The 25,541-nt window shown below is 70.6% G+C and carries 19 protein-coding genes; 8 read left to right on the top strand and 11 right to left on the bottom strand.

All coding sequences use genetic code 11. The features are described 5' to 3' along the window. Positions 1 to 52: 52 nt before the first annotated feature. From ACFVDP_RS14545 to ACFVDP_RS14525, 5 genes are read left to right on the top strand one after another with little or no spacing between them, the layout of a single operon-like run. Positions 53 to 3,739, top strand: a complete 3,687-nt coding sequence (locus ACFVDP_RS14545) for a nitrate reductase subunit alpha (protein ID WP_383488648.1) — start codon at positions 53 to 55, stop codon at positions 3,737 to 3,739. A 2-nt stretch (positions 3,740 to 3,741) separates the two neighbouring features. Continuing rightward, a complete protein-coding gene (gene narH / locus ACFVDP_RS14540) occupies positions 3,742 to 5,352 on the top strand; it encodes a nitrate reductase subunit beta (RefSeq protein ID WP_383488645.1) in 1,611 nt (536 codons plus the stop codon). Then, positions 5,352 to 5,942: a nitrate reductase molybdenum cofactor assembly chaperone gene (gene narJ, locus ACFVDP_RS14535; RefSeq protein WP_383488642.1), complete on the top strand. Its 591-nt coding sequence runs from the start codon at positions 5,352 to 5,354 to the stop codon at positions 5,940 to 5,942. Before narH ends, narJ begins: the two co-directional genes overlap by 1 nt. Continuing rightward, complete coding sequence (gene narI / locus ACFVDP_RS14530) at positions 5,939 to 6,661, top strand: respiratory nitrate reductase subunit gamma (RefSeq protein WP_383488639.1); 723 nt, start codon at positions 5,939 to 5,941, stop codon at positions 6,659 to 6,661. Before narJ ends, narI begins: the two co-directional genes overlap by 4 nt. Positions 6,662 to 6,690: 29 nt before the next feature. Continuing rightward, a complete protein-coding gene (locus ACFVDP_RS14525; RefSeq protein WP_383488636.1) occupies positions 6,691 to 7,551 on the top strand; it encodes a helix-turn-helix domain-containing protein in 861 nt (286 codons plus the stop codon). 110 nt (positions 7,552 to 7,661) lie between these two features. Here the strand turns inward: ACFVDP_RS14525 and dnaK are convergent, their stop codons facing one another. The 6 genes from dnaK to ACFVDP_RS14495 form a co-directional block, all read right to left on the bottom strand. Further along, the gene (gene dnaK, locus ACFVDP_RS14520; protein WP_383488633.1) at positions 7,662 to 9,539 is read right to left on the bottom strand and encodes a molecular chaperone DnaK; all 1,878 of its coding nucleotides are present in this window, start codon (positions 9,537 to 9,539) and stop codon (positions 7,662 to 7,664) included. A gap of 90 nt (positions 9,540 to 9,629) precedes the next feature. Beyond that, complete coding sequence (locus ACFVDP_RS14515; protein ID WP_383488630.1) at positions 9,630 to 10,811, bottom strand: Gfo/Idh/MocA family protein; 1,182 nt, start codon at positions 10,809 to 10,811, stop codon at positions 9,630 to 9,632. After that, complete coding sequence (locus tag ACFVDP_RS14510) at positions 10,808 to 12,460, bottom strand: hypothetical protein (protein WP_383488628.1); 1,653 nt, start codon at positions 12,458 to 12,460, stop codon at positions 10,808 to 10,810. The genes ACFVDP_RS14515 and ACFVDP_RS14510 overlap by 4 nt, the downstream gene beginning before the upstream one ends. A gap of 53 nt (positions 12,461 to 12,513) precedes the next feature. Further along, entirely contained in the window at positions 12,514 to 13,440 is a 927-nt protein-coding gene (locus ACFVDP_RS14505; RefSeq protein WP_383488625.1) for a carbohydrate ABC transporter permease, read from the bottom strand. Continuing rightward, the gene (locus tag ACFVDP_RS14500; RefSeq protein ID WP_383489537.1) at positions 13,437 to 14,405 is read right to left on the bottom strand and encodes an ABC transporter permease; all 969 of its coding nucleotides are present in this window, start codon (positions 14,403 to 14,405) and stop codon (positions 13,437 to 13,439) included. The genes ACFVDP_RS14505 and ACFVDP_RS14500 overlap by 4 nt, the downstream gene beginning before the upstream one ends. A 273-nt stretch (positions 14,406 to 14,678) precedes the next feature. Continuing rightward, entirely contained in the window at positions 14,679 to 15,104 is a 426-nt protein-coding gene (locus tag ACFVDP_RS14495) for an OsmC family protein (RefSeq protein WP_383488621.1), read from the bottom strand. Between the two features lie 172 nt (positions 15,105 to 15,276). On the opposite strand from ACFVDP_RS14495, the gene ACFVDP_RS14490 reads away from it, so the two are divergent. Next, a complete protein-coding gene (locus ACFVDP_RS14490) occupies positions 15,277 to 16,890 on the top strand; it encodes a DUF6345 domain-containing protein (RefSeq protein WP_383488618.1) in 1,614 nt (537 codons plus the stop codon). A gap of 461 nt (positions 16,891 to 17,351) precedes the next feature. Here ACFVDP_RS14490 and ACFVDP_RS14485 read toward each other — a convergent pair whose 3' ends face one another. From ACFVDP_RS14485 to ACFVDP_RS14475, 3 genes are all read right to left on the bottom strand, one after another. Then, a complete protein-coding gene (locus tag ACFVDP_RS14485) occupies positions 17,352 to 18,719 on the bottom strand; it encodes an amino acid permease (protein ID WP_383488615.1) in 1,368 nt (455 codons plus the stop codon). 90 nt (positions 18,720 to 18,809) lie between these two features. Then, positions 18,810 to 20,945 (bottom strand): phage holin family protein, encoded by a 2,136-nt coding sequence (locus ACFVDP_RS14480; RefSeq protein ID WP_383488612.1) that lies wholly within the window; start codon positions 20,943 to 20,945, stop codon positions 18,810 to 18,812. Positions 20,946 to 21,114: 169 nt separating this feature from the next. Continuing rightward, entirely contained in the window at positions 21,115 to 21,534 is a 420-nt protein-coding gene (locus tag ACFVDP_RS14475) for a hypothetical protein (protein ID WP_383488609.1), read from the bottom strand. Positions 21,535 to 21,616: 82 nt separating this feature from the next. On the opposite strand from ACFVDP_RS14475, the gene ACFVDP_RS14470 reads away from it, so the two are divergent. Together ACFVDP_RS14470 and ACFVDP_RS14465 are read left to right on the top strand one after the other, a co-directional pair. Continuing rightward, complete coding sequence (locus tag ACFVDP_RS14470) at positions 21,617 to 22,393, top strand: MBL fold metallo-hydrolase (RefSeq protein ID WP_383488607.1); 777 nt, start codon at positions 21,617 to 21,619, stop codon at positions 22,391 to 22,393. Beyond that, positions 22,390 to 23,022: a DedA family protein gene (locus ACFVDP_RS14465; protein ID WP_383488604.1), complete on the top strand. Its 633-nt coding sequence runs from the start codon at positions 22,390 to 22,392 to the stop codon at positions 23,020 to 23,022. Before ACFVDP_RS14470 ends, ACFVDP_RS14465 begins: the two co-directional genes overlap by 4 nt. On the opposite strand, the gene ACFVDP_RS14460 is transcribed toward ACFVDP_RS14465, so the two are convergent. Together ACFVDP_RS14460 and ACFVDP_RS14455 are read right to left on the bottom strand one after the other, a co-directional pair. Further along, positions 23,002 to 24,060 carry an MBL fold metallo-hydrolase gene (locus ACFVDP_RS14460; protein ID WP_383488601.1) on the bottom strand — a complete coding sequence of 353 codons (1,059 nt, stop codon included), beginning with the start codon at positions 24,058 to 24,060 and terminating at the stop codon, positions 23,002 to 23,004. The genes ACFVDP_RS14465 and ACFVDP_RS14460 overlap by 21 nt on opposite strands. Continuing rightward, positions 24,057 to 25,343 carry an aminotransferase class I/II-fold pyridoxal phosphate-dependent enzyme gene (locus ACFVDP_RS14455; protein ID WP_383488598.1) on the bottom strand — a complete coding sequence of 429 codons (1,287 nt, stop codon included), beginning with the start codon at positions 25,341 to 25,343 and terminating at the stop codon, positions 24,057 to 24,059. Before ACFVDP_RS14455 ends, ACFVDP_RS14460 begins: the two co-directional genes overlap by 4 nt. Positions 25,344 to 25,541: the final 198 nt, after the last annotated feature.

Here is a 25,541-nt window from a genome sequence, read left to right as displayed (position 1 = left end):
TCTTGTCGCCCCGCCCCTACGTTGCCAGGGACGGATACCGAGGGAGCAGACGGTGACTGACACGACGGGCGCCCCGGCCGAGCCGGACGCGGCGCTGCTGAAGGCCGGCCGGTTCTTCCGGCGTGGCAAGGCCGCCGAGGACCTGCACAGTGTGCGGATCAAGGGCGGCAGGGACGGGGACGTCTTCTACCGGGACCGGTGGAGCCACGACAAGGTCGTGAACTCCACGCACGGCGTGAACTGCACCGGTTCGTGCCGGTGGAAGGTGTACGTCAAGGACGGCATCATCACGTGGGAGACCCAGCAGACGGACTATCCGAGCGTGGGCCCCGACCGTCCCGAGTACGAGCCGCGCGGCTGTCCGCGCGGGGCGGCGTTCTCCTGGTACACGTACTCGCCGACGCGCGTGCGCTACCCGTACATCAGGGGCGTGCTCCTGGAGCTGTACCGGGAGGCGAAGGCCCGGCTGAAGGACCCCGTCCTCGCGTGGGCGGACATCCAGGGGGACCCCGAGCGGCGCCGCAGGTACCAGCAGGCGCGCGGCAAGGGCGGCCTGGTGCGGGCCACGTGGGACGAGGCCGTCGAGATCGTCGCCGCCGCGCACGTCCACACCATCAAGACGTACGGGCCCGACCGCGTCGCCGGTTTCTCCCCCATCCCCGCGATGTCGATGGTGTCGCACGCGGCGGGTGCCCGGTTCATGTCGCTGATCGGCGCGCCGATGCTGTCGTTCTACGACTGGTACGCGGATCTGCCCGTCGCCTCTCCGCAGGTGTTCGGCGACCAGACGGACGTCCCGGAGTCGGGTGACTGGTGGGACGCGGCCTATCTGATGATGTGGGGCTCGAACGTCCCGGTGACCCGGACCCCGGACGCGCACTGGATGGCCGAGGCCCGCTACCGCGGCCAGAAGGTCGTGGTCGTCGCGCCGGACTACGCGGACAACGCCAAGTTCGCCGACGAGTGGCTGCACCCGCACCCGGGGACCGACGGGGCGCTCGCGCTGGCCATGGGGCACGTGATCCTCAAGGAGTTCTTCGTCGACCGTGAGACGCCGTTCTTCACGGACTACGTCAAGAAGTTCACCGACCTGCCGTTCCTGGTGACGCTGGACGAGCGCGACGGGGCGTTCGTCCCGTCGAAGTTCCTGCGCGCCGCCGACCTCGGTCAGGGCGGCGAGGGCGCCGAGTGGAAGACGGCGGTGCTCGACGAGGCGACCGGGCAGCCGGCCGTCCCGAACGGTTCGCTCGGCTTCCGCTGGACCGAGTCGGGCGCGGGCAAGTGGAATCTCGAACTGGGCAACATCAAGCCGCAGTTGACCCTGCACGGCAGCGATGTCGCGAGCGGTGTCGAGGTGCTGCTGCCGCGCTTCGACACCGACGGCGGCACGCACGGGCAGGGCCGCGGCGACACCGTGCGGCGCGGGGTGCCCGCGACCCGGCTCGGCGGCCAGGGCGGCCCGCTGGTCACCACCGTCTTCGACCTGCTGCTCGCCCAGTACGGCGTGGGGCGCGAGGGACTGCCGGGCCAGTGGCCGTCGTCGTACGAGGACGGGGAGTCCCCCGGCACGCCCGGCTGGCAGGAGGCGCACACCTCGGTGCCCGCCTCGAAGTGCGTGAAGATCGCCCGGGAGTTCGCGCAGACCGCGGAGAAGTCGCGCGGGCGCTGCATGATCCTCATGGGCGCCGGAACCAATCACTGGTTCCACTCGGAGACCATCTACCGCGGCTTCCTCGCGCTGCTCCAGCTCACCGGCTGCCAGGGCAGGAACGGCGGCGGCTGGGCGCACTACGTGGGTCAGGAGAAGTGCCGTCCGGTGACGGGCTGGGCCTCGCTGGCGTCCGCCAACGACTGGTCGCGGCCGCCGCGGCAGATGATCGGCGCCGCGTACTGGTTCCTCAACACCGACCAGTGGCGCTACGACAAGTTCGGCGCGGACGTGCTCGCCTCACCGCTCGGCAAGGGTGCCTTCGAGGGGATGACGGGCGCCGACTGCCTTTCCCTGTCGGCCCGTTCGGGCTGGATGCCGTCGTATCCGACGTTCGACCGCAACTCGCTGGACCTCGGTGAGCAGAGCGTCGAGGACACCGTGGCCGAACTCAAGGCGGGCAGCCTCAAGTTCGCCTGTGAGGATCCGGACGCGCCGGAGAACTGGCCGCGCGTGCTGACCCTGTGGCGGGCCAATCTGCTCGGCTCGTCCGCGAAGGGCGCCGAGTACTTCACCAAGCACCTCCTCGGCACCCACTCCTCCCTGCGCGCCGAGGAGGCCTCGCCCGAGGAGCGGCCCACGACGGTGACCTGGCGGGACGAGGCACCGGAGGGCAAGCTCGACCTGCTGCTCTCCCTCGACTTCCGCCAGACGTCGTCGACGCTCCTTTCCGATGTCGTACTGCCCGCCGCGACCTGGTACGAGAAACACGACCTGTCGTCCACGGACATGCACCCCTACGTGCACTCGTTCACCCCGGCCGTGGACCCGCCGTGGCAGGCCCGCACCGACTTCGACACGTTCAAGGCGCTCGCGGAGAGGCTCAGCACGCTGGCCGCGGGCCATCTGGACACGCGCAAGGACCTGGTGGCGGCGCCGCTCCAGCACGACACTCCCGGTGAGATCGCGCAGCCCGGCGGGGTCGTCCTGGACTGGCGCAAGGGCGAGTGCGAGCCGGTGCCCGGCAAGACGCTGCCGAACCTCGTCGTCGTCGAGCGGGACTACACGGCGATCGGCGCGAAGTTCGGCTCGCTGGGCCCGCTCGTCGAGAAGCTCGGGCTGCCCGCCAAGGGCATCACCCTCAAGCCCGACCAGGAGGTCGAGGAGCTGCGCGAGCGCAACGGCGTGGTGCGCGGCGGGGTCGCCGACGGCCGCCCGCTGCTCGACACGGCGGTCAAGGCGGCGAACACGATCCTGGCGCTGTCCGGCACCACCAACGGGCGGCTGGCCACCCAGGGTTTCCACACCCTCGAAGCCCGTACCGGGCAGGAGATGGCGCACCTGGCCGCCGAGCACGAGGGCAAGCGCGTCACGTACGCGGACACGCAGGCCGCCCCGGTGCCGGTGATCACCTCGCCGGAGTGGTCGGGCAGCGAGTCGGGCGGGCGCCGCTACACCGCGTTCACCCTCAACACCGAGCATCTGAAGCCCTGGCACACCCTCACCGGACGCCAGCACTTCTTCATCGACCACGACTGGATGCACGAGCTGGGCGAGGCGCTGCCCGTCTACCGGCCGCCGCTCGACATGAACCGGCTCTTCGGCGAGCCGAACCTCGGCCCCGACGGCGAGAAGGAAGTGACGGTCCGTTACCTCACGCCGCACAACAAGTGGTCGATCCACTCCGAGTACCAGGACAACCTCTTCATGCTGGCGCTGTCCCGCGGCGGCCAGTCGATCTGGATGGCCCCGCAGGACGCGGAGTCGATCGGCGTGAAGGACAACGACTGGATCGAGGCGGTCAACAGGAACGGTGTCGTCGTGGCCCGCGCGATCGTCTCGCACCGGATGCCGGCCGGCACGGTCTACATGCACCACGCGCAGGAACGCACGGTCAACGTGCCGAAGGCCGAGGCGACCGGCAAGCGCGGCGGCATCCACAACTCGCTCACCCGGCTGATCCTCAAGCCGTCCCATCTCATCGGCGGTTACGCCCAGTTGTCGTGGGCGTTCAACTACCTCGGCCCGACGGGCAACCAGCGCGACGAGGTGACGGTCATCCGCCGCCGCAGCCAGAAGGTGGAGTACTGAGCATGCGCATCATGGCCCAGATCGCAATGGTGATGAACCTCGACAAGTGCATCGGCTGCCACACCTGCTCGGTCACCTGCAAGCAGGCGTGGACCAACCGCAACGGCATGGAATACGTCTGGTTCAACAACGTCGAGACCCGCCCCGGGCAGGGCTATCCGCGCCGCTACGAGGACCAGGAGAAGTGGCGCGGCGGCTGGGAGCTGAACAAGAAGGGCGCCCTGCAACTGAAGGGCGGCGGCCGCTTCAAGAAGCTGCTCGGCATCTTCTCCAACCCCAGGCTGCCGGAGATCAAGGACTACTACGAGCCCTGGACGTACGACTACAAGAACCTCACCGACGCCCCGCTCGGCGACGACTATCCGGTGGCGCAGCCCCGCTCGCAGATCACCGGCAAGCCGATGAAGATCGAGTGGTCCTCGAACTGGGACGACAACCTGGGCGGCGCGACGCAGTACGGCGACCTCGACCCGATGGTGGAGAAGACCCGCCAACAGGCCGCCGACAAGGTGAAGTTCGCGTTCGAGCAGACCTTCATGTTCTATCTGCCGCGGATCTGTGAGCACTGCCTGAACCCGTCGTGCGTGGCGTCCTGCCCGTCGGGCGCGATGTACAAGCGCGAGGAGGACGGCATCGTCCTCGTCGACCAGGACAGCTGCCGCGGCTGGCGGATGTGCGTGACGGGATGCCCGTACAAGAAGGTGTACTTCAACCACCGCACCGGCAAGGCCGAGAAGTGCACGATGTGCTATCCCCGCCTGGAGGTCGGCCTGCCGACGGTCTGCTCCGAGACGTGCGTGGGCCGGCTGCGCTACCTGGGCGTCATCCTCTACGACGCCGACAAGGTGACCGAGGCGGCCCAGACCAAGGACGACCACGCCCTGTACGAGGCGCAGTTGGGTGTCTTCCTCGATCCGGAGGATCCGGAGGTGCGGCGCGCGGCCGAGCAGGCGGACATCCCTTACGACTGGATCGAGGCGGCCCGCCGCTCGCCGGTGCACGCGCTGATCAGCAAGTACAAGGTGGCGCTGCCGCTGCATCCGGAGTACCGGACGATGCCGATGGTCTGGTACATCCCACCGCTCTCCCCCGTCGTCGACGCGCTCACCGAGACCGGTCACGACGGGGAGGACGTGGCGAACCTGTTCGGCGCCATCGACACCCTGCGCATCCCCCTCGAATACCTGGCGGAGATCTTCACCGCCGGTGATGTGGCGCCCGTCCGCTCCTCCCTGGAGAAGCTGGCGGCGATGCGCTCCCACATGCGGGCCATCAACCTCGGCGACCGGCCCGACCCGGCGATCTCCGAGCAGGTGGGCATGTCGGCGGTCGAGATCGAGGAGATGTACCGCCTCCTCGCGATCGCCAAGTACGAGGACCGCTACGTCATCCCGACCGCGGCCGTCGGCGACGCCCAGCGCCTGGAGGAGTCCGCTCTGCCGGACTCCTGCTCGCTCGACTACGAGGACGGGCCCGGCATGGGCGGCGAGGGCCCCTTCGGCGCCGACTCGGGGTCCACGACCGGCGGCCGCAAGCTGCTGCCCGTCGTCTCCGTGGAGAGCTTCCACCTCACCAAGCGCCGCCAGACCGCCGACGACCCGGAGGAGACCTGATGACCGACCGGACCTCCCTGCTGTTCCAGGCCGCCGCGCTCTGTCTGACGTATCCGGACGAGGAGCTGTACGAGCGGCTGCCACTGGTGCGCGCCGCCGCCCCGGAGCTCGCGCCGTTCGTCGACCACGCCGAGGCCACCGCGCTCCAGGACCTGGCAGCGCACTACGTCCAGGTCTTCGACTTCAAGAACCGGCACAGCCTCTACCTCACGTGGTGGCGCGACGGCGACACCCGCAGGCGCGGGATGTCGCTGGTGGAGATGAAGGAGATCTACCGCGAGCACGGCCTGGAGTTCACCGGCGAGGAGCTCCCCGACTACCTGCCCGCGGTCCTCGAATTCTCCGCGCAGGCCGGTTCGTTCCTCCTGGAGGACCACCGCAGCGGCATCGAGCTGCTGCGCCTGGCCCTCACCGAGCACGGCACCCCGTACGCGACCGTGCTGAACGCGGTGTGCCGGGCGCTGCCGGGCGCCTCCCCCAAGGACCGGGCGGCGGCGCTCGCGCTCGCCCGCTCGGGTCCGCCCCGCGAAGAGGTGGGCCTGGAGCCCTTCGCGACCCTGCCGCTGATGGTGAAGGAGCACGCCCCGTGACCACGCTCATCTGGGGCGTCCTGCCCTACGTCGCCGTCGTCCTGCTCGTCGTGGGCACGATCTGGCGCTACCGCTACGACAAGTTCGGCTGGACGACGCGCTCGTCCCAGGTCTACGAGTCGAAGCTGCTCAACATCGCCTCGCCCGTCTTCCACTACGGCATCCTCTTCGTCCTCGCCGGCCATCTCGTCGGCCTGTTCATCCCGATGTCGTGGACGGAGAAGGTGGGCGTCAGCGAGCACACGTACCACATGTTCTCGCTGATCGGCGGCACGTTCGCCGGGGTCCTGACGGTCTGCGGGATCTTCATGCTGCTGTTCCGGCGCCGCTTCAAGGCGCCCGTGTTCAAGGCCACCACGCGCAACGACAAGCTCATGTACCTCGTGCTGCTCGCCGCCATCGTGCTCGGCATGACCGCCAAGCTCACCCACGCCTCGGGCAACGGATACAACTACCGCGAGTCCATCGGACCGTGGTCCCGCAGCCTGTTCACACTCAGCCCCGACATCGATCTGATGCACGGCGTTCCGGTGCTCTATCAGATTCACGCAGTAGTGGGCATGTCACTGATCGCGCTGGTACCGTTCACCCGGCTCGTTCATATGTTCAGCGCGCCGGTGCAGTACCTGTTCCGTCCGTACGTGGTCTACCGCAGCCGCGACCCGCGGCGCCTGACCGCCAGGCCGGAGCGACGGGGGTGGGAGCGCACCGGCTCCTGATTCCTGAATTTCTTTGGGGGCGTTCAGAGGTGAGTGAACGACGGCCCGCACCCACCGTGGGCCAGGTCGTCCTCGGAAGACGCCTGCGCGACCTGCGGGAAGCGGCAGGGCTCAAGCGCGACGAGGCGGCCCAGGCGCTGCGCGTCACCGGGGCGACGATCCGCAGGATGGAGACTGCCGAGGTCTCCCTGAAGATCCCGTACGTGCAGATGCTGCTGGAGCTGTACGAGGTTCCCGAGCAGGAGATAGAGGCGTTCGTCGCGCTCGCCGAGGAGGCGAACCTTCCCGGCTGGTGGCAGCGCTACCACGACGTCCTGCCGGACTGGTTCAGCCTGTACGTCAGCCTCGAGGGCGCGGCCGAGATGATCCGCTCCTACGAGCCGCACTTCGTGCCGGGCCTGTTGCAGACCGAGGAGTACGCGCGGGCGGTCTTCGACGCCGGCACGGTGGGCCGCTCCACGCCCGCCGACATCGACCGGCACGTGGCGCTGCGGATGGCCCGCCAGTCGCTGCTGACCCGCGAGGACGCCCCGCATGTGTGGGTCGTGATGGACGAGACGGCGCTGCGCCGCCCGCCCGGCGGCGCGGACCTGCTCCGCGACCAGCTGGACCGCCTGATCGAGACGGCCCAGCTCCCCCATGTGACGCTCCAGATAGCCGAGTTCGCGTCGGGCCCGCACCCGGCGACGTTCGGCCCGTTCTCCCTGTTCCGCTTCCCGGTCCGCGAACTGCCCGACATGGTCTACAGCGAGTACGTGACCGGCGCCCTGTACCTGGACGCCCGGGACGAGGTCGGCACGCACCTGGAGGTCCTGGACCACTTGGCGGCCCAGGCGGCAAGCGCGGAACGCACACTGGAGTTCCTCCGCAAAATGCGAGCGGAGCTCTAGGGGCGCGGGGCTGTGTCTGATCTGCGGCTACCGCCGCGTGTGCGCGCCCCGCCAGGGGCGCGGGGAACTGCGCGACCGGCCACGCACGGTCCGCACCCGACGACGAGACCTCAGGCGGCACCCCCTTGGTCGCGCTTCTCGTCCTTCTCGTCGTCCACGATCTCGGCATCGACCACATCGTCCGATGCCCCGTCCGCCCGGGACGCGCCCTCCTCCGAAGACCCGCCGGAGGCCTGCGCGTACATGGCCTGCCCCACCTTCTGACTGACGGTGGCCAGCTTCCGCACCCCGTCCCGGAGGGCAGTGGTGTCCGGCGGCTCGGCGGCCAAGGTCCCCTTCAACTCCTCGACGGCCGCGTCCACCTCCCCCCGAACCTCCGGAGGAACCCGCTCGGCGTTGTCCCGCAGGAACCGCTCCGTCTGGTAGACGAGCTGCTCGGCCTCGTTGCGCGTCTCGGCCGCCTCCCGGCGCTTGCGGTCCTCGTCGGCGTGCGCCTCGGCCTCCCGCATCATCCGGTCGATCTCGTCCTTGGGCAGGGCCGATCCCCCGGTCACGGTCATCTTCTGTTCGCGCCCGGTCGCGAGGTCCTTCGCCGATACGTGCATGATCCCGTCGGCGTCGATGTCGAAGGTCACCTCGATCTGCGGCACACCGCGCGGCGCGGGCGGCAGCCCGGTGAGGTCGAAGACGCCGAGCTTCTTGTTGTAGGCGGCGATGTCGCGCTCGCCCTGGAAGACCTGGATGCCGACGGAGGGCTGGTTGTCGGTGGCGGTGGTGAAGGTCTCCGAACGCCGCGTGGGAATGGTGGTGTTGCGCTCGATGAGCCGGGTCATGACGCCGCCCTTGGTCTCGATGCCCAGGGACAGCGGCGTCACGTCGAGGAGCAGCACGTCCTTCACGTCGCCCCGGATGACACCGGCCTGGAGCGTGGCGCCGACGGCGACGACCTCGTCGGGGTTCACGCCCTTGTGCGGGTCCTTGCCGGTCAGCTCCCGCACCAGTTCGGTGACGGCGGGCATGCGGGTGGAGCCGCCGACGAGGATCACGTGGTCGATGGCGGACAGCTCGACGCCCGCGTCCTTCACCGCCTGGTGGAACGGCTTCTTGCACCGGTCGAGCAGGTCGGCGGTGAGTTCCTGGAACTGGGCGCGGGTCAGCTTCTCGTCGAGGTGCATCGGCCCGTCGGCGGACGCCGTGATGTAGGGCAGGTTCACATTCGTCTCGCTGGACGAGGACAGCTCGATCTTGGCCTTCTCGGCACCCTCGCGCAGCCGCTGCACGGCCATCTTGTCGGCGCCGAGGTCGATGCCGTACGCGTTCTTGAACTGCCGTACGAGATGGTCGACGAGGCGCTGGTCCCAGTCGTCGCCGCCCAGCTGGGTGTCGCCGTTGGTGGCCTTGACCTCGATGACGCCGTCGCCCATCTCCAGGAGCGAGACGTCGAAGGTGCCGCCGCCGAGGTCGAAGACGAGGACCGTCCGCTCGTCGCCCTTGTCCAGTCCGTAGGCGAGGGCGGCGGCGGTCGGCTCGTTGATGATGCGCAGCACCTTCAGTCCGGCGATCCCGCCGGCCTCCTTGGTGGCCTGCCGCTGGGCGTCGTCGAAGTAGGCGGGCACGGTGATGACGGCTTCGGTGACGTCCTCGCCGAGATAGGCCTCGGCGTCGCGCTTGAGTTTTTGCAGCACGCGGGCGGACAGCTCCTGGGCGCTGTAGCGGTGCCCGTCGATGGTGCCGTTCGCCGGGAAGCGCCAACTCCCGTCCCCCATGTGGCGCTTGACGGAGCGCGCGGTGCGTTCGACGTTCGTGACGGCCTGCCGCTTGGCGACCTCTCCCACGAGCACTTCCGCGTTCGCCGTCCTGGCGAAGGCGACCACGGAGGGGGTGGTCCTGGCCCCCTCCGCGTTGACGACGACGGTGGGTTCACCGCCCTCCAGTACGGCCACCACCGAGTTCGTCGTGCCGAGATCGATACCGACCGCACGCCCCATGACGCGCCTCCAGTCCCATGAGTGGCCCGCTCAAGTTGTCCTCCTACTCAGCACAAAACTTGAGCGGGCCTACGTCAAGGGCGTGGGCGGTCAGTCTCGGGAGACCTGTCCGTTCGCGAAGTAGGCGCGCAGGCCGGGGTCGAGCGGCGGCACGTCGTACGGGGTGCCGCCGTCCCGCAGCGAGCGGGTGGCGAGGGCACCCGCGGCGACACTCATGCGGGCGGCCACCGGGTTGGTGTCGGTGACTCCCCCGTCGCGGGCGAAGCGGCAGAACTCGCCGATGATGCTCTCGTCGGCGCCGCCGTGCGAGCCGGAGGCGTCGGGGACGCGGTGGACGACGTCGGCGTCGGCGCGGTAGCCGCTCGGGCCGGTGTTCCAGACCCGGACCTCGTCGCCGGGCCGGTCGCCGAAGTTCTCCAGGCGGCCCTCGGTGCCGATGACGGTGTAGTTGCGGAAGTAGTCCGGGCTGAAGTGGCACTGCTGGTAGGCGGCGATGACGCCGTTGTCCAGGCGCATGTTCATCACGGACACGTCCTCGACGTCGACGACGTGGTGCAGGTCCTTGCGGGCGGTGGGCGGCCAGTCGAACTCCCGCAGCCAGCCGTCGGGGCGCGGGGTGTCCGGCTCCCGGCGCGGCAGGTCGCCGTAGACCATCAGGTCGCCGAGGGCGTTGACGCGGGTGGTGTAGCCGCCGGCCAGCCAGTGCACGACGTCGATGTCGTGCGCCGCCTTCTGGAGCAGCAGGCCCGTGGTGCGGCGCCGGTCGGCGTGCCAGTCCTTGAAGTAGTAGTCGCCGCCGTAACTGACGAAGTGCCGTACCCAGACGGTCTTCGGCTCGCCGATGTCGCCCCGCGCGATGATGTCGCGCATGGTCCGCACGACGCCCATGTGGCGCATGTTGTGGCCGACGTAGAGGCGGGTGCCGGTCTCGTACGCGGTGCGCAGGATGGCGTCGCAGCTCTCGACGGAGATCCCGAGCGGCTTCTCCACGTAGACGGGCTTGCCGGCGCGCAGCGCGTCGCCCGCGATGACCTCGTGGGTGTCGTCGGGGGTGGCGACGATGACCGCGTCGATGTCCGGGCTGTCGAGGAGGACGCGGTAGTCCTCCACGGCGACGGCCCCTTCGTACCACTCGGGGACCTTGGCCCGGACGGCCGGATCGAGGTCGGCGGCGGCCGCCACCACCGAGCCCCGGCCGGGGCGGTGGGCCGCTGTCGCGAGGTTGCGGCGCAGGCCGAGGCCGATGACGCCGATGCGGAGGTCGTCGCTCACTTGGTGCCCTTCGTGATGGCTTGCTCGTACTCGTGGCGCATGGCGTCTCCGGCCTCGCGGCGCCACTTGGGGAGGACTTCTTTGCGGAAGGAGGAGAGGGGCTTGCGGCCGGCGACGATGTCCTTGATGGACGTGTTGACCTCGTCGCTCGCGGACGCGCCCTTCTGCGCGAAGGTGTCGGAGAAGAAACCGGTGGTCGGGTTGGCCCTGGCTATCTTCATCAGCTCCGTCTGCGCCTGGTGGATGGAGCGGGTGACGTCGGGCTTGTTCGGCAGGTAGAGGGTCTCCGGTGCGTTTCCGAAGAAGTTGATGGCCTGCCGGGTGGTGAGCACCTCGGCGTTGCCCTTCTTGGTCAGCGACACGTCGCCGCTCTTGGACCGGGTGTGGTGGGTTCCTTCGAGACCGTTGTCGAGGAAGAGCCGCTCCTCTGTGCCCATGGGTGCGCTGAGGTAGTCGAGCACCTTGAGGAGGGTGGGGATGCGGGACTTCGGCACGTTGTTGTTGATCGCGGTGAAGCCCACGGACCCGTAGCCGTAGCCCCACGTGGGCGTTGTGCCCTGCTCGGCGGCGAAGGGGACGACGACCTTCTCCGGCCAGTCGTACATGTTGCTGTCGTTGAGGAAGCCGGGGAAAGACTGCACGTGCAGTCCGAGGAACCCGCCCTCCATCTTCTCCAGGGTGGTGGTGAGGTTCGGGTCGGGCCAGAAGAGCTGTGCCTGCTGGCACTTGAGGGCGAACTCGATGCCCGCCAGGAACTCGTCCGTCTCGAACGAGTGGGTCAGCTTTCCGCCACTGAGGCTCCACCCGTTGGGTGCGCCGTGCCAGTACGCGAACTGCTGGGCGTGGTTCACGTACGCCGGCTCCAGCACGTACTTCTTGCGTTTGGTGTCCAGGAGGTCCTTCGCCTTGTCGAGGAAGTCCTGCGCGCTGTCGAACTCGGGGCCGCCGACCGGCTTCCAGAAGTCCTCGTTGGCCACGTACACCTGGCCCATGCGGCCGTACGGCACCGCGTAGCCCCAGATCCTGCCGTTGATGACAGCGGTCTTCCAGGCGTACTCGGGGATGTTGGCGAGGTTCGGGTACTTCTTGACCGCGTCGCCCGAGAGGTACGGGGTCAGGTCGTGGAACTTCGCCGCCAGCAGGTCGGGGACGTTCTTCAGGCCCTGGTTCGGCGGGAACCACATCAGGTCCGGGAGGTCGCCGCCCGCGATGGTGGCGTTGAACTTCTCGCGGTAGACGCTGTCCGCCCCGAGGCCGTTGACGATCGTCAGGCGCATCTCTGAGCCGAGGCGCTTGTTCAGTTCCTGCCAGTACGCGTTCCGGTTCATCGCCGGTGCCGGAGTAGTGAAGGTCTCCGTCAGACAGGTGATCGCCCTGCCGTCGCCCGGCGCCTTCGCCACGCTCTTGACCAGGTCCTTGGGGTAGCGCAGATAGGCCGGGTCCAGGCCCTGGGCGTTGCCCGCGAGGTCGGGTGCCGGCACGTTCGCCGGTACGTACGTGGGCAGCTTGAGCTTGGCGGACGCCGCCGCCCCGCCCGCCTTCGCGCCACCGTCGCCGCACGCGGTGAGCAGGCCGCCGCCCGCGACGGTCAGTCCGGCGGCACCGGCGGCGCCGAGGAACCCTCTGCGATTGAGATTGCGGGAAGGCATGGTTCTCCTAGGGTGCGGTGAACGGGGGGAGAGAAGCGTGCGGTGACGACTCGTCAGGCCTTGACGGCTCCGGTGAGCACGCCCTTGACGAAGTACTTCTGGAGGAAGGGGTAGACCGCGACGATCGGCAGCACGGCGAGGATGAGGACCGCCATGGACAGCGCCGTGGTGGCCGGCAGGACGCTCACGCCGAGCGCCTTGGCGTTGAAGGTGTCGCCCTGGATGACGTACGAGCGCAGGATGACCTGCAGGGGAAGCTTGTTGGAGTCGTTGATGTACAGCATCGCGTTGAAGAAGCTGTTCCAGTACGTGACGGCGTAGAACATGCCGACCACCGCGATGACCGCCTTGGACAGCGGCAGCACGATCCGGCACATGATCGTGAGTTCCCCCGCTCCGTCGAGCCGGGCCGCTTCGTGCAGTTCGTCGGGGATGCCCTGGAAGAAGGCCCGTACGACGATGACGTTGAAGGCGTTGAGCATGATCGGCAGGACCATGGCTCCGTAGGAGTCGATCAGGCCGAGTTCCTGCACCACCAGGTAGCTGGGGATGACGCCGGGTGTGAAGAGGAACGTGCCGACGACCACGAGCAGCAGCGGCTTGCCGCCGAACGTGCCCGGCCGTGACAGGCCGTACGCCAGGCAGACCGTGCACAGCAGGCTGAGCGCGGTGCCGATGACGGTCACACCGACGCTGACCACGGCGGCGCGGGTGACGACACCGCCGGCCAGGACGACCCGGTACGCCTCCAGCGTGGGGTGGTGCGGGATCAGCACGTAGCCGCCGTTCGCGGCGAGTTCGGCCTTGCTGGAGAGGCTGGTGCCGATCGCGAGGAGGAACGGGTAGCCGACGGCCGCGATCATGGCGAGGATGACGACCAGTTTCAGAGCCTGCCCGGCGGGGCTCGGCTGCTCCATCCAGGCCGGGCGGTCCGGGCGGCGCCGGGCGCGCAGGAACCGCGGGGCGAATGTGGTGCTCACTGGTAGACCCCTTGTTCACCGAGCCGGTGGGCGACCTTGTTGGCGATCACGATCAGCACGAATCCGATGACGCCCTTCATCAGTCCGGCGGCGGTGGACATGCCCCAGTCGCCGTCGACGACGCCGTGGAAGTAGACGTAGGTGTCGAGGACTTCGGACGCGTCCGCGCCGACCATGTCCCGCTGGAGCAGGACCTGCTCGAAGCCGACGGAGAGGATGTCGCCGAGGCGCAGGATGAGCAGCATGACCATCACGGGGCGGATGCCCGGCAGGGTCACGTGCCACATGCGGCGCAGCCAGCCGGCGCCGTCCATGGCCGCCGATTCGTAGAGCCCGGGGTCGATGGAGGCCATCGCGGCCAGGAAGATGATCGCTCCCCAGCCCGCGTCCTTCCAGATGGACTCCGAGGTCAGGAGCAGCATGAAGGTGTCGGGGTTGTTCATGATGTTGCCGACGTGCACCCCGTGGTCGTTCAGCACGCTGCTGATGGTGCCGACGCCGCCGAACATCTGCTGGAAGAAGCTGACCACGACGACCCACGACAGGAAGTGCGGCAGATAGACGATGGTCTGCATCAGGCGCCGCGTCTTGCTGCTGATCAGCGAGTTCAGGAACAGCGCGAGCAGGATCGGCGCGGGGAAGTAGAGCAGCAGCTGCACGGTGCTGATCTGGAGGGTGTTCCACACCGCCGTCCAGAACTCGGGTTCCTGGACCAGGGCCTGGAAGTTCTCCATGCCGACCCAGAGGCTGTGCATGAAGCCCAGGTACGGCTGGTAGTCCTGGAAGGCCGTGATGTTGCCGGCCAGCGGCAGATAGCAGAAGACGGCGAAGAACACGATGCCCGGCGCGCACAGGAGCAGCAGTGTCCTGTCGCGCCGCAGCCGCTGCCGCACCGTGGGCTTACGCGTGCCGGACGCGCTGTCGCGGTCCTGCTGTGCGTCTGGTGGGTCGGCCGGCCTGGGTATGGCCCGGCCGGGCGATGTGGTCGCGGGCGACGTCACATACACCTCCGGCATCGAGGGTTGCGGGGTGGGGCCGCGGGGCACCGACACCGGCCCGCGAGGCTGGCTGAATCTTGCACCACCCGAGCCGACTATGACAATAGGTGCTCGAAAGAGGCTCATATCTTGCAGCTTCAATCACCGAATCACCGTCTCACCTGCGCGCATGACTGCGCCCCGGAACCCGAGGGGCGGGTCCGGGGCGCGGTCGAGCCGGGCTGATGGTCCGTCAGACGGTCAGGCCAGCTTCGCCGTGAGGGTGATCGTCGTGCCCGTGAGCGCCTGGCTCACCGGGCAGTTCTTCTTGGCGTCCTCGGCCGCGGCCTGGAAACCCTGCTCGTCCAGGCCCGGCACGGTGCCCTCGACGATGAGGTGGATGCCGGTGATGCCCTCACCCGGCTGGAACGTCACGTCCGCCGAGGTGACCAGCTTGGTGGGCGGGGTGCCGGCGCCGGCCAGACCGTTCGAGAGCGCCATGGAGAAGCAGGACGAGTGCGCGGCGGCGATCAGCTCCTCAGGGCTGGTCTTGCCGTTCGCCTGCTCGGCGCGGGACGGCCAGGACACCTGCTGCTCGCCGATGCCGGACGAGTCGAAGGTGACGGTGCCCTTGCCCTTGAGCAGGTCGCCTTCCCACACGGTGTGCGCGGAGCGCGTGGTAGCCACGATGGTTCCTTTCGTTTCTGGTCTGTTGCCGCTCCATCCGATCACATCCGGGCCGTACCGTCCTGTCACACCATGGCCGAAACCGCGCTGGGCAAGACGGCACCGCGGTGACACTTTGAGGCCTCCCGCCCGGGGGGCCTCAAGGGGTTTCGCAGGGGGTTCGATCATGCGCATGATCTACGCGGACCGCGGTCCGTCACCACTGGAGACCGGCAAGCCCGGCGCGGCCGACCGGGACGCGATGTCCGGCTGGTGGGGTGCGTTCAGCATCCAGAGGTTCGTGGACCGGACCCCGCTCGCGCACGCGCACGAGGACGCCACGGGGTGGCTCTCGTACCTTCAGCAGTTCCACGACCGCAACTTCTGGTTCACCGACGACAGCGTCCAGGCGTGGGCCTACGAGGAGACGTACGACAACTGGCAGGACCGGTACGGTATGGACGCCGTCGTCGCCGTCTACCACTCGGGCCACGGCCGCATGGACGGCGACGGGGTGTTCCTCGCGCCGCTCGGCGCCTCCTGGGACAGCCGCTCGGACACGGCCTCGAACCGCATGGCCTTCGGCAACGACAAGGCCAACTACGTGTTCTGGTCCGCCTGCGACTCGCTGCGCGTCCTGGACGGGCACTCGCCGGTCCGCACCTGGGGCGGCCACGGCCCGGGCCCACGGATGATCTTCGGCTTCGAGTCGACGAGCGTCGACAGCCCCGACCTCGGGCGGAGGTTCTGGGAGAAGTGGCGGGCCGGGCAGACGTTCTGCGACGCCTGGCTGAACGCGAGTTGGGAGATCTGCCATAGCCAGTCGCCCTCCGTCGCCGCCACGGGCCCCACCCAGCTGGAGGCCGTCAACCGCCTCAACTCCGAGCGGAACTTCTCCCGTGAGCACGTCGCCGACACCTGGTACGCGTGGCGCTGGTTCCACACGCGCGAGAGCCTGCGCGAGGTGCTGACGCAGCCGCCGGTCAACCCGTGGACCGTGCGGCTCAAGCCGCGCGACCCCAGTCGCGAACTGGGCGCGCTCGGGCAGCTCGCCCACTTCCCGCAGGCCGCGCTCCAGGAAGTGCACATCGAGCGGCAGGGCGTGCTGAGCGCCGGCTCCGGGGACCGGTGTGTCGCGGCGGCGCCGCGGGCGGTGCGCTGGGTGAAGCTGGCCGAGGCCAATCACCGCAACACCCGGGCGCTGCCGACGGAGCGGGCCGTCGAGCTGGCCCGGCAGTTCGTACGGAGCCAGGCGCAGGTCGCGGACGAGGCCGAACTCGTCCTCGACGGCGTCCACGACCTGATGCAGAACTCCGGCACCAAGGACGGCTCGCAGAGCGGCGAGCCGGTGTCGCTGCAGACGCACGTCACGTTCCGGCAGACCTTCGACGGCATCCCGGTGATCACGCCCGGGCGCGGCGAGTTCCGGGTCGTGCTCGACAACGACGGCACCGTCGTCCAGGCGACACTGTCGACGCGCCGGACCACCGGTGAGACCCGCACCCCGAGTTCGGCCGTCGCGGCCCCGGGCGGCAAGGACACCGCGGCGCTCGCCGCGACCGGTGTGCGGGATCCGCTTCGGGCGCTGGACGAGGCGCAGTCGCGGCGGGTCGCTCATCTGGCGGCTTCCGTGGCGGGTGACGTCGGCGCCGGGCTCGTTGTCCGGGATGTGCCGGGGACGTTCGAGGTCGGGTACGAGGTGGAGGGCAACGAGGCGTATCCCGCTGCGCGGAAGCTGGTCGAACTGGGTGGCCCGGACGGCCTGTACCGGAAGCTACGGTGGGTTGTGGCTCCGTTGGCGCGGTGACGTCTGGGGGGGGCGGGGTCGGTTCGCGAGTGCGGGTCACGTCGTGGCTGGTGGCGCAGTTCCCCCGCGCTTGCGCTCCGCGCTCCTTACTGGGTTTGTCGGTCGTGTGCGGGCCGGTGGCCGCTTCTCGCGCAGTTCCCCGCGCCCCTGAGGCAGGCGCTTCGCGCCGCCTCCCCTTTAGGCTGCGCTACGCGCGCCTCTGACGAGGAGGCTAGTGGTGCGCCTCTCCTAAAGGGCGGGGGCACTGCCCTGACGAGGGACGGGGCGCGCCTCTCCTGACGGGCGGTGGCGCGCCTCTGATGAGATGCCGCACGAAGTGCGCATCTCAGGGGCGCGGGGAACTGCGCGACCAGCCCCCACCGGGCCGCACACAAACGACAACCCGATAAGGGGCGCGGGGAACTGCGCGAGAAGCCCCACCGGGCCGCACACGACCGACAACCCAGAAACCCGCACAACCCCTACCCGCGCTGCCGCCGCGCAGCCATCCACGCATAGACCAGCACCCCGACGAACAGGAACAGCACCCCCTGATACACGGCGGCATACCCGGCGCCGCCCACCAGCCACATCGAGAAGCCGAACGCGGCCAGCGCCAGGACCAGGTCCCGTACGAAGCGGGGCACACGCACCCGGTCCCGTCGACCCGACAACAGGAAATAGACCTGAGCCGCGGTGGCCAGCAGATACGGCACCGTCGCCGTGAAGGTCGTCACCAGCACAAGCGTGTTGAACACGGCCGCGGAACCAGCCGTGTAGTTGTAGACGGTCAGCAGCGAGGCGAGCCCGACGGCGACCAGCACACCGACCGTGGGAACCCCGCGCCGCCTGCGCCCGAACGCCTTGGGGAAGAGCCCGTCCCGCGCGGCGGCGTACGGCGTCTGGGCGCTGAGCAGCGTCCAGCCGTTGAGCGCGCCGACCATCGACACGAGCGCGGCCACGGCGACGGCGCTGCCGCCCCAGGTACCGCCGAACATGGCGTTGACGGCGTCGGAGAACGGCGCCGTGGAGTCCACCAGCCGGTCGTGCGGGACGGTGCCGAACACGGAGACGGTGCACAGTAGGTACAGCAGCGCGGCGAGCCCGGTGCCGAGGACGGTGGCCCGGCCGACGTTGCGCTGCGGATCGCGGACCTCCCCCGCGCTCACCGACGCCGACTCGACGCCCAGATAGCTGAAGAGCAGGATCGCGGCGGACGCCGAGACGGCCCCGAGCGCGGAGTCACCGCTCGCCTGGAACGGCCCGAGATTGTCGCTGCGGAAAAAGAACAGACCGCCGACGGCGACGAGGAGCAGCGGCGCGAACTTCAGCACGGTGGAGACGAGTTGGACGGCGCCGACGTAGCGGGTGCCGGCCAGGTTGGCGAGCGCGGGAAGCCACTGGCAGGTGAGGGCGGCGACGATCGTCCAGAACGTCGAGCCGTGGAGGGGCAGCAGCACATCCAGATACCCGACGGCGGCGACGGCGAGTGCCGCGTTGCTCACCCACGTGGTGATCCAGTACGACCACGCGGCGAGGAAGCCCGCGAAGTCGCCGAACGCCTCACGGGCGTAGACGTAGGGGCCGCCGGTCTGCGGATGCCGGTTCGCGAGCCGGCCGAAGACGAGGGCGAGGGCGATCGCCCCGACCGTCAGGACGCCGAACGCGACGAGCGCGATCGTGCCGTACGGAGCCACGGACGCCGGCAGCAGGAAGATGCCGCCGCCGATGATGTTGCCCATGACGAGGCAGGTCGCGATCGGCAGTCCGAAGCGCCGGGCGTGGCGGCTGCCGCCCGGGTCGGGACTGTCGGCCGGAGCCGGCTGGGGTGCGGTTCCGGTGTCGTGCATGTGGGGGGTGTGCCTCTCGGTCGTGCTGGGGCCGCCACGGGATCGCCGGGCGACGTCCCATCGTCCGGTGAGCGGACACCCGTATCCAAATCAGCCGGTTTTGTCCCGCGTGTCGTGGGGGGCGGCCGCAAATGATGCGGGGTCCGGGTCACGGTGGAGCGAATCGTCCGCGGGGACCGGCGGCGGGGAGAGGGGTACCTGCGGGCCGTGGCTCTCGCGCAGCCAGCGGCGCAGTACGTGGTGGACCTGTTCGGCGCCGACGAGTTCGGCTCCGTCCGCGACCGGCTCGGACAGGGTGAGCGGCGACAGCAGGAAGGGGCGGCCCTGCGCGCCGCCGAGGCCGCCGTGCGAACCGATCTGCTCCTCGAAGGCGAGCACCTCGCCTTCGAGCGGGTCGTACATGGAGTTGACCATGATGTCGGCGGTGTGCGGGAAGGAGTGGGTGCGGCGCACGGCGTCGGCGGCGCCGGGCCCGAAGTCGGCGAGCGGGCCCGGCCCGTCGGTCAGTTCGGCGACCGGTACCTCGGTGCCCTGCGCGGCGAGCACCACCCCGTCGTGCTCCTCGCTGCGTACGAGCAGGAAGCCGATGCCGGGATGGTTGGCGAGGGTCGCGAGCAGCGCCGGGTGGCGGGCGTCGATCTCCTCCTTGCTCATCCGGTGGGGGACGTCGGGGAAGGAGACGAGGCCCAGGTTTCCGGAGGCGAGCACGACGGGCTCGCTGTGCTTGCCGCCGTGTCCGGCCCCCTTGCCCTCCTCGACCGGCCGGTGCAGCGCGGCGCGCACCGCGGAACGGGCCTCGGCGCCGGAGCGGGTGTGTCGCGCCCGGCGCGGCACGGGCAGCCCGCTGCCGGCGCGGACCAGGTCCTGGAGAGTCAGGCCGTAGCGGGAGCGGAAGGTTTCGCCGGGGCTCTGTCCGTGGTCGGACAGGATGACGATGCGGTACGGGCGCGGGGCGTGCTCGGCGACCTTCGCGAGCAGCGCGAGGGACCGGTCGAGGCGTTCGAGGACCTTCACCGCGTCCCGGCTGAAGGGGCCCGAGTGGTGGGCCACCTCGTCGTACGCGACGAGGTCGGCGTAGACCGCGCTGCGCCCGGCGAGCATGTCGCCGATGACCGCCGCGACGACGACGTCCCGCTCGACGACGGTCGCGAACGCGCGGATGAACGGGTAGAGCCCGCCGCGGGAGACGCGCGGGCGGCGCTTGCGGATCAGGGCGTGGGTGGACTGCCCGATCTCCCGGCCCACCTCGGCGAAGAAGGACAGGGCGGTGCGGACGGCGTTCGCCGGGTCGGAGAAGTAGGCGAAGTATCCGGCGCGGGAACGGTTCTCCTTGCCGCGCCGTGCGGCGACGGACAGCACCAGGGCGACCTGTTCGGCGCCGCCGCTGAAGAGATTGCCGCGGCTGGCGCCGTCGACGGTGAGCAGGCCGCCGTCGCCGGTGCGCTCGATGGCGCGCCGTTGCAGTTCGGCGGCGCTGGTCGGCCGGTTGGAGACCTGGATCTCGCCGGTGTCCTTCTCGTACCAGCGGAAGGCGGGGACGTCCTCGTTCGAGCCGTGGAGGATGCCGAGCTGGCTGGCGCCGGTCTGGCTCGACCAGTCCGTGCGCCAGGGCGTGAGCCGGTGCCCGCCGTCGTGCAGCCAGCCGCCCACCGTCGGCATCACGTCGTCGCGGGCCATGCGGCGCAGCACCTCGTGGCCGACGCCGTCGAGCTGGAGGAAGAGGGTGCCGGGGGTGGGCGGGCAGACGCCGGCCTCGTCGTCCCTGCGGCGCCTGCGCGCGGCGAGCCGGTAGAGACGGCGCCGGTAGGCGTCGTCGTCCCGTACGGCGAGGGCACCGCCGGTGGCGGAGGCGACGGCCGACATGACGGCGGCCACCACGACGGCGGTCTCCGGGCCGACCTCTCCCCTGTTCTCGGGGACGAGCTTGAGGGCGAAGAGGAGCAGCGCGCCGTTGAGGAAGAACACGACAAGGCCGAGGACGAGCGCCGGGACGAGCAGCAGGGCCCGCACCAGGAGCGGCCAGACCAGCGCCGAGAGCACCGCGAACGCGCCGGCGGCCGAGGCTGCCGTGAGCGCGACGCGGGTGAGGCTGTCGCCGTCGTCCGACTGGAGCTGAAAGTCCGGCAGGAGCCCCGCGAGGATCATCATCGTGAGGGTGCTCGCCGCCCAGACGGTCAGCGACCGCCACCCCTGACTCGCAGCCCGCCGCCACCGACCTCCGGCCACTTCCCGGCTCCCCTCACCCTGAGCAGTTCACGTCTTGTTCCGAGTAAGGGTTTCATACCTTTTGGGCGAGATAACCGAGGACCTCGGCAAATCAAGCCGCTCCGCCGATTAAGCCTCTCCGGCGTTTGAGGAGCGGGGTCCGGGGCGGAGCCCCGGAGTTCCGGCGCGCCTAGCAGCCGTCGTACCCCGCCGTGGGCATGGACAGCCGCCGATGCACCCGCGCCTTCATGTCGGCGTCATAGCGCGGCTCGGCAAGCCCCGCCCGCTCAAGCCGCACCCCCCGCCGCACACACTCGGCCGAGAACGCGTCCACCGAGCGGAGCGCAACCCGCAGCACCCGGTCGCTGGGAGCCACGAACACATCGACGAGGCCGGCGTCGACGTCCGCCCACAGCGCCTCGTGATCGGCGCGCAGCGCGTGCACCAGAAGCTGGCGGGTGACGACATAACCGCGGTCGGCGGCCCAGCGGGAGCACATCGCGTACTGGCTGCGCGAGTCCACCAGGAAGGGATCCGCGTCCAGCTCCTCCAGCGGGGTCAGGCCGGCGATCGCCAAGACCCGTACCGCTTCCCCCTGCTGTGCGCCCATGGTGTCCCCCTCACCTCCAGCTTTCGCCTGCGACCCTACTCCTGCACGTACGCTCGGGGGAGTCGCACGAAGGAGGCAACGGGTGCCGGTGGAGATCACCTGGTGGGGTCATGCCACCTGCACGGTCGAGGACAGAGGGACGCGCGTCCTCACGGATCCGCTCTTCACCCGGCGCCTCGCACATCTGCGGCGGCGCCGCGGCGCTCCCCCGCCGCCCAGCGCGGCCCTCGCCGACCTCGTCCTCGTCTCCCACCTGCACGCCGATCACCTGCACCTTCCGTCGCTCGCCCGGCTCGCGCCGGGGACGCGCGTCGTGGTGCCGAAGGACGCGGCCCGCTCGGTGCCTGGGCTGCGGCGGCTGCGCGCACTGAAGATCATCGAGGCCGAGGCGGGCGACCTGGTCAAGGCAGGGAACGTCACGGTACGGGCCGTGCCCGCCGACCACGACGGGCGGCGGCTGCCCGTCGGACCGCAGCGCTCCCCCGCGCTCGGCTACATCGTGGACGGCGACGCCCGCACCTACTTCGCGGGCGACACCGGGCTCTTCGAGAGCATGGGCGAGGCCGTGGGCGACGTGGACGTGGCGCTGCTGCCGGTGGGCGGCTGGGGTCCCTATCTGGGCGCGCACCACCTCGATCCGGCGCGCGCCGCCGAGGCGCTGGCCCGGATCGCGCCGCGCGCCGCGGTGCCGGTGCACTACGGGACGTACTGGCCGATCGGGATGGACGCCGTGCGGCCGCACGAGTTCCACACGCCCGGCGACGAGTTCGTCCGCCAGGCCGCCCTGCGCGCGCCCGGCGTGGCGGTGCACCGGCTCGGGCACGGCGAGAGCGTCCGGCCGGAGGTGGCGGACAGATGATCTTCGCCGCGACGACCGTCGTGACACCGGAGTCCACCCAGCAGGCCGTGGGCTACCCCACTCTCTTCCTGCTCGTCGCCATCGGCGCGCTGGTGCCGGTGGTGCCGACGGGCGCCCTGGTGAGTTCGGCGGCGGTGGTGGCCTTCCACCAGACGCTGCCGTTCGCGCTGCTGATGGTGTTCGGGGTGGCGGCGCTCGCCGCGTTCCTCGGGGACCTCGCCCTGTACTGGCTCGGACAGCGCGGCATGCGTTCGAAGAACGGGTCGAAGTGGCTGGAGGCCATCCGTTCGCGGGCGCCCGCGGAGCGGCTCGCGCAGGCGCAGGGCAAGCTCGCCGACCACGGGGTGATGGTGCTCGTGCTGTCCCGGCTGGTGCCGGCCGGCCGGATCCCGGTGATGCTGGCGTGCCTGATGGCGAAGATGCCGCTGCGGCAGTTCGCGCGCGGCGACATCCCGGCGTGCCTCGCCTGGGCGGCGACGTACCAGGTGATCGGGATCCTCGGCGGCTCGCTGTTCGACGAGCCGTGGGAGGGCGTGGTCGCGGCGGTCGTGCTGACCGTGCTGGTCAGCGCGGCCCCGGCGGTGTGGCGGAAGGTGCGGCGGCCGTCGTCAGACGGTCAGCACGCGTGAGCCGCCGACGGGCAGGTCCCACAGGGCGGCGCGCGGCAGGGCCGCCTTCTCCCAGGCGGCGCGCAGCCGGGTGAGCGGCTCCAGGACGGGCTCGGCCGAGAGCAGGAACGTCGCCCAGTGCATGGGCGCCATGAAGCGTGCGCCCACGTCCCGCGCCGCCTGCACCGCGTCCTCCGGCGAGCAGTGCACGTCCTCCAGCCACCAGCGCGGGTCGTACGCGCCGATGGGCAGCAGGGCGAGATCGATGCCCGGGTAGCGCATGCCGATCTCGGCGAACCAGTGGCCGTAGCCGGTGTCGCCCGCGAAGTAGACGCGCTGCCCGTCGCGGTCGGTGAGGACCCAGCCGCCCCACAGGCTGCGGCAGGTGTCGGTGAGGGTGCGCTTGGACCAGTGGTGGGCCGGTACGAAGTCGAAGCGGACGCCCTGCAGCTCCGCGGCCTCCCACCAGTCGAGCTCGGTGACGCGGGTGAAGCGGCGGCGGGTGAACCAGCGGCCGAGGCCCGCGGGGACGAGGACGGGTGTGTCGCGCGGGAGCCTGCGCAGGGTGGGCCAGTCCAGATGGTCGAAGTGGTTGTGGCTGATGACCACCGCGTCGACGGCGGGCAGGGCGCTCCAGGCGACGCCGACCGGGGTGATCCTGGCCGGGGTGCCGAGGATCTTGCGGGACCAGACCGGGTCGGTGAGCACGGTCAGGCCGCCGATGCGCAGCACCCAGCTGGCGTGTCCTGCCCAGGTGACGGCGACCGTGCGGCGGTCGACGTCCGGCAGCGGGCCGGGGGCGAACGGCAGGTTCGGGATGTCGGCGAGGCCCTCGGCGGGCGGCCGCACCTTGCCCTCGCGGGCGAACCGGGCGAAGGCCCGCAGGCCGGGCAGCGGCGCCGTGAGGCGGTCGGCGAAGGACTTGGGCCAGCGGCGCGGCACGTCCGCGGCGCCGCCCCCGTCGAGCGGCCGCGGCTCGACGAGGGGTCGGGGGGACGCGGTGGCTCCGCCCCGCCGTCCCGCGTTCTCGTCGGTCGTCGCCCCTGACGTCTGCGTCATCGCTCGGACTCCCATCCTTCACCGGCCGCACCCGTGCCTTCCGGGCCCGCGCGGTCACCGAGGTCGCACAGCTCGCCGAGCACCGACTCCACCATGCTCAACGCCCTTGCCACGTGCGGCAATTCCAGGGGGTCCGGTGAGGTGAGGGACGCCCTGCGCTCATCAGGGGTCGATCCGAGCAGCGGCCCCGTGCCGAGCCGGCAGCGCAGCGCCCCCAGGTCGTCACCGAAGCGGTGGCCGCCGGGCACGGGCAGGCCGAGCCGGAACGTGAGGTGGTCCTCCAGGTCCTGGGCGTCGGTGACCGAGCGGGCCGCGAGCCGTGGGCGCAGCGGTTCCAGGTCGACGTACAGGTGGCGGCCCGCCCGCGGCGGTCTGGACAGGCCGCCGGCAGCGAGCACGACGCGGTGCAGGGCCGTGGCCACCCGGCCGTGCAGGGCGACGGCGGTGGTGCGGCGGGCGGCGACCTCCGGGCCCTCGTCCAGGACGTACGTGGCCGCTGCCGCGACCGGCGCCGACAGGCTCGCGCCGGTCGCCGTGAGGATGTCGAGGACGCGGGCGGCGAGCCGGTCGCCCTCGGCGGTCGCCGGGAACCGGGCGCAGGCCGCGGGCAGGGACGGCGGGAGGTAGCCGCCGGTCAGATCGGTGAGGACGGTGACCTGGGCCGGGAACATCTCGGCGGGGCTGAACAGCAGGGTGTCCTGGCCGGGGTGGAGGGTGTCGCGCCAGGTCTCGTCGCTGACGACGTGCAGGCCCTCCCCCACGGCGGCCTCCACGGCCTCGTGCAGCACTTCGGGCGGTGGCACGGTCGCCGTCGGGTCGTCGGCCGGCGCGACGACGAGCAGCCGGGGGTCACCGCCCTCGGCTCTGACCCGGCGGACGGTCTCCAGCAGGGCGTACGGGTCGGGGACGCCGCCGCACTCGGCGGGCGTCGGCACGGAGAACACGTCGTGGCCCAGGAGCCGGGTCTGCGGGGTCCACCAGGCCGGGCAGGGGCGCGGCACCAGGACGTCGCCGCCGAGCGCGGCGGTGAGCGCGAGCAGCAGCGGGGCGCCGCCGGGGGCCGCGGTGGCCCTGGCCCGTTCGGGGGCCAGGCCCCGGCGCTGCCAGTGGCCGCGGGCGGCTTCCAGCAGGGCGGGTGGGCCACCGGGCGGTTCGGGGTGGGAGCGGCCCGCGGCGGCGGCGACCACCGCGGCGAGTTCGGGCAGCACCGGCAGGCCCGGCTCGGGCAGGGGTGGTCCGTAGCGCACGGGGCCGCGTCCTTCGGTGGGGTCCGATGGCCGCATGGTGCCTCCGTGCCGTGTCCGTGGCGGTGTGGTTGCTGAACCCAGCCTCACATCTAAGTCCGCGTTTCGCGCCGCGGGTGGGTTCGGTGTCATTGCCGGGTGCGGGTCGCGTCGTGGCTGGTCGCGCAGTTCCCCGCGCCCCTGAAGGCCTGCGCTTCGCGCGCCTTCCCCTGGGCGAGCGAAGCTCGCATCCAGGGG

Origin of the sequence: Streptomyces sp. NPDC057694, from assembly GCF_042799415.1 — a bacterium.
Classification (GTDB): Bacteria; Actinomycetota; Actinomycetes; order Streptomycetales; family Streptomycetaceae; genus Streptomyces.
This window is presented reverse-complemented; position numbering and strand designations above follow the sequence as displayed.

What these genes read in the sequence shown, in the direction of transcription:
- ACFVDP_RS14455 (WP_383488598.1), bottom strand. Translation starts at nt 25,343, where the DNA reads ATGCGGCCATCGGACCCCACCGAAGGACGCGGCCCCGTGCGCTACGGA.
- narH (WP_383488645.1), top strand. Translation starts at nt 3,742, where the DNA reads ATGCGCATCATGGCCCAGATCGCAATGGTGATGAACCTCGACAAGTGC.
- ACFVDP_RS14460 (WP_383488601.1), bottom strand. Translation starts at nt 24,060, where the DNA reads ATGACGCAGACGTCAGGGGCGACGACCGACGAGAACGCGGGACGGCGG.
- ACFVDP_RS14465 (WP_383488604.1), top strand. Translation starts at nt 22,390, where the DNA reads ATGATCTTCGCCGCGACGACCGTCGTGACACCGGAGTCCACCCAGCAG.
- ACFVDP_RS14475 (WP_383488609.1), bottom strand. Translation starts at nt 21,534, where the DNA reads ATGGGCGCACAGCAGGGGGAAGCGGTACGGGTCTTGGCGATCGCCGGC.
- ACFVDP_RS14485 (WP_383488615.1), bottom strand. Translation starts at nt 18,719, where the DNA reads ATGCACGACACCGGAACCGCACCCCAGCCGGCTCCGGCCGACAGTCCC.
- ACFVDP_RS14490 (WP_383488618.1), top strand. Translation starts at nt 15,277, where the DNA reads ATGATCTACGCGGACCGCGGTCCGTCACCACTGGAGACCGGCAAGCCC.
- ACFVDP_RS14510 (WP_383488628.1), bottom strand. Translation starts at nt 12,460, where the DNA reads ATGCCTTCCCGCAATCTCAATCGCAGAGGGTTCCTCGGCGCCGCCGGT.
- narJ (WP_383488642.1), top strand. Translation starts at nt 5,352, where the DNA reads ATGACCGACCGGACCTCCCTGCTGTTCCAGGCCGCCGCGCTCTGTCTG.
- dnaK (WP_383488633.1), bottom strand. Translation starts at nt 9,539, where the DNA reads ATGGGGCGTGCGGTCGGTATCGATCTCGGCACGACGAACTCGGTGGTG.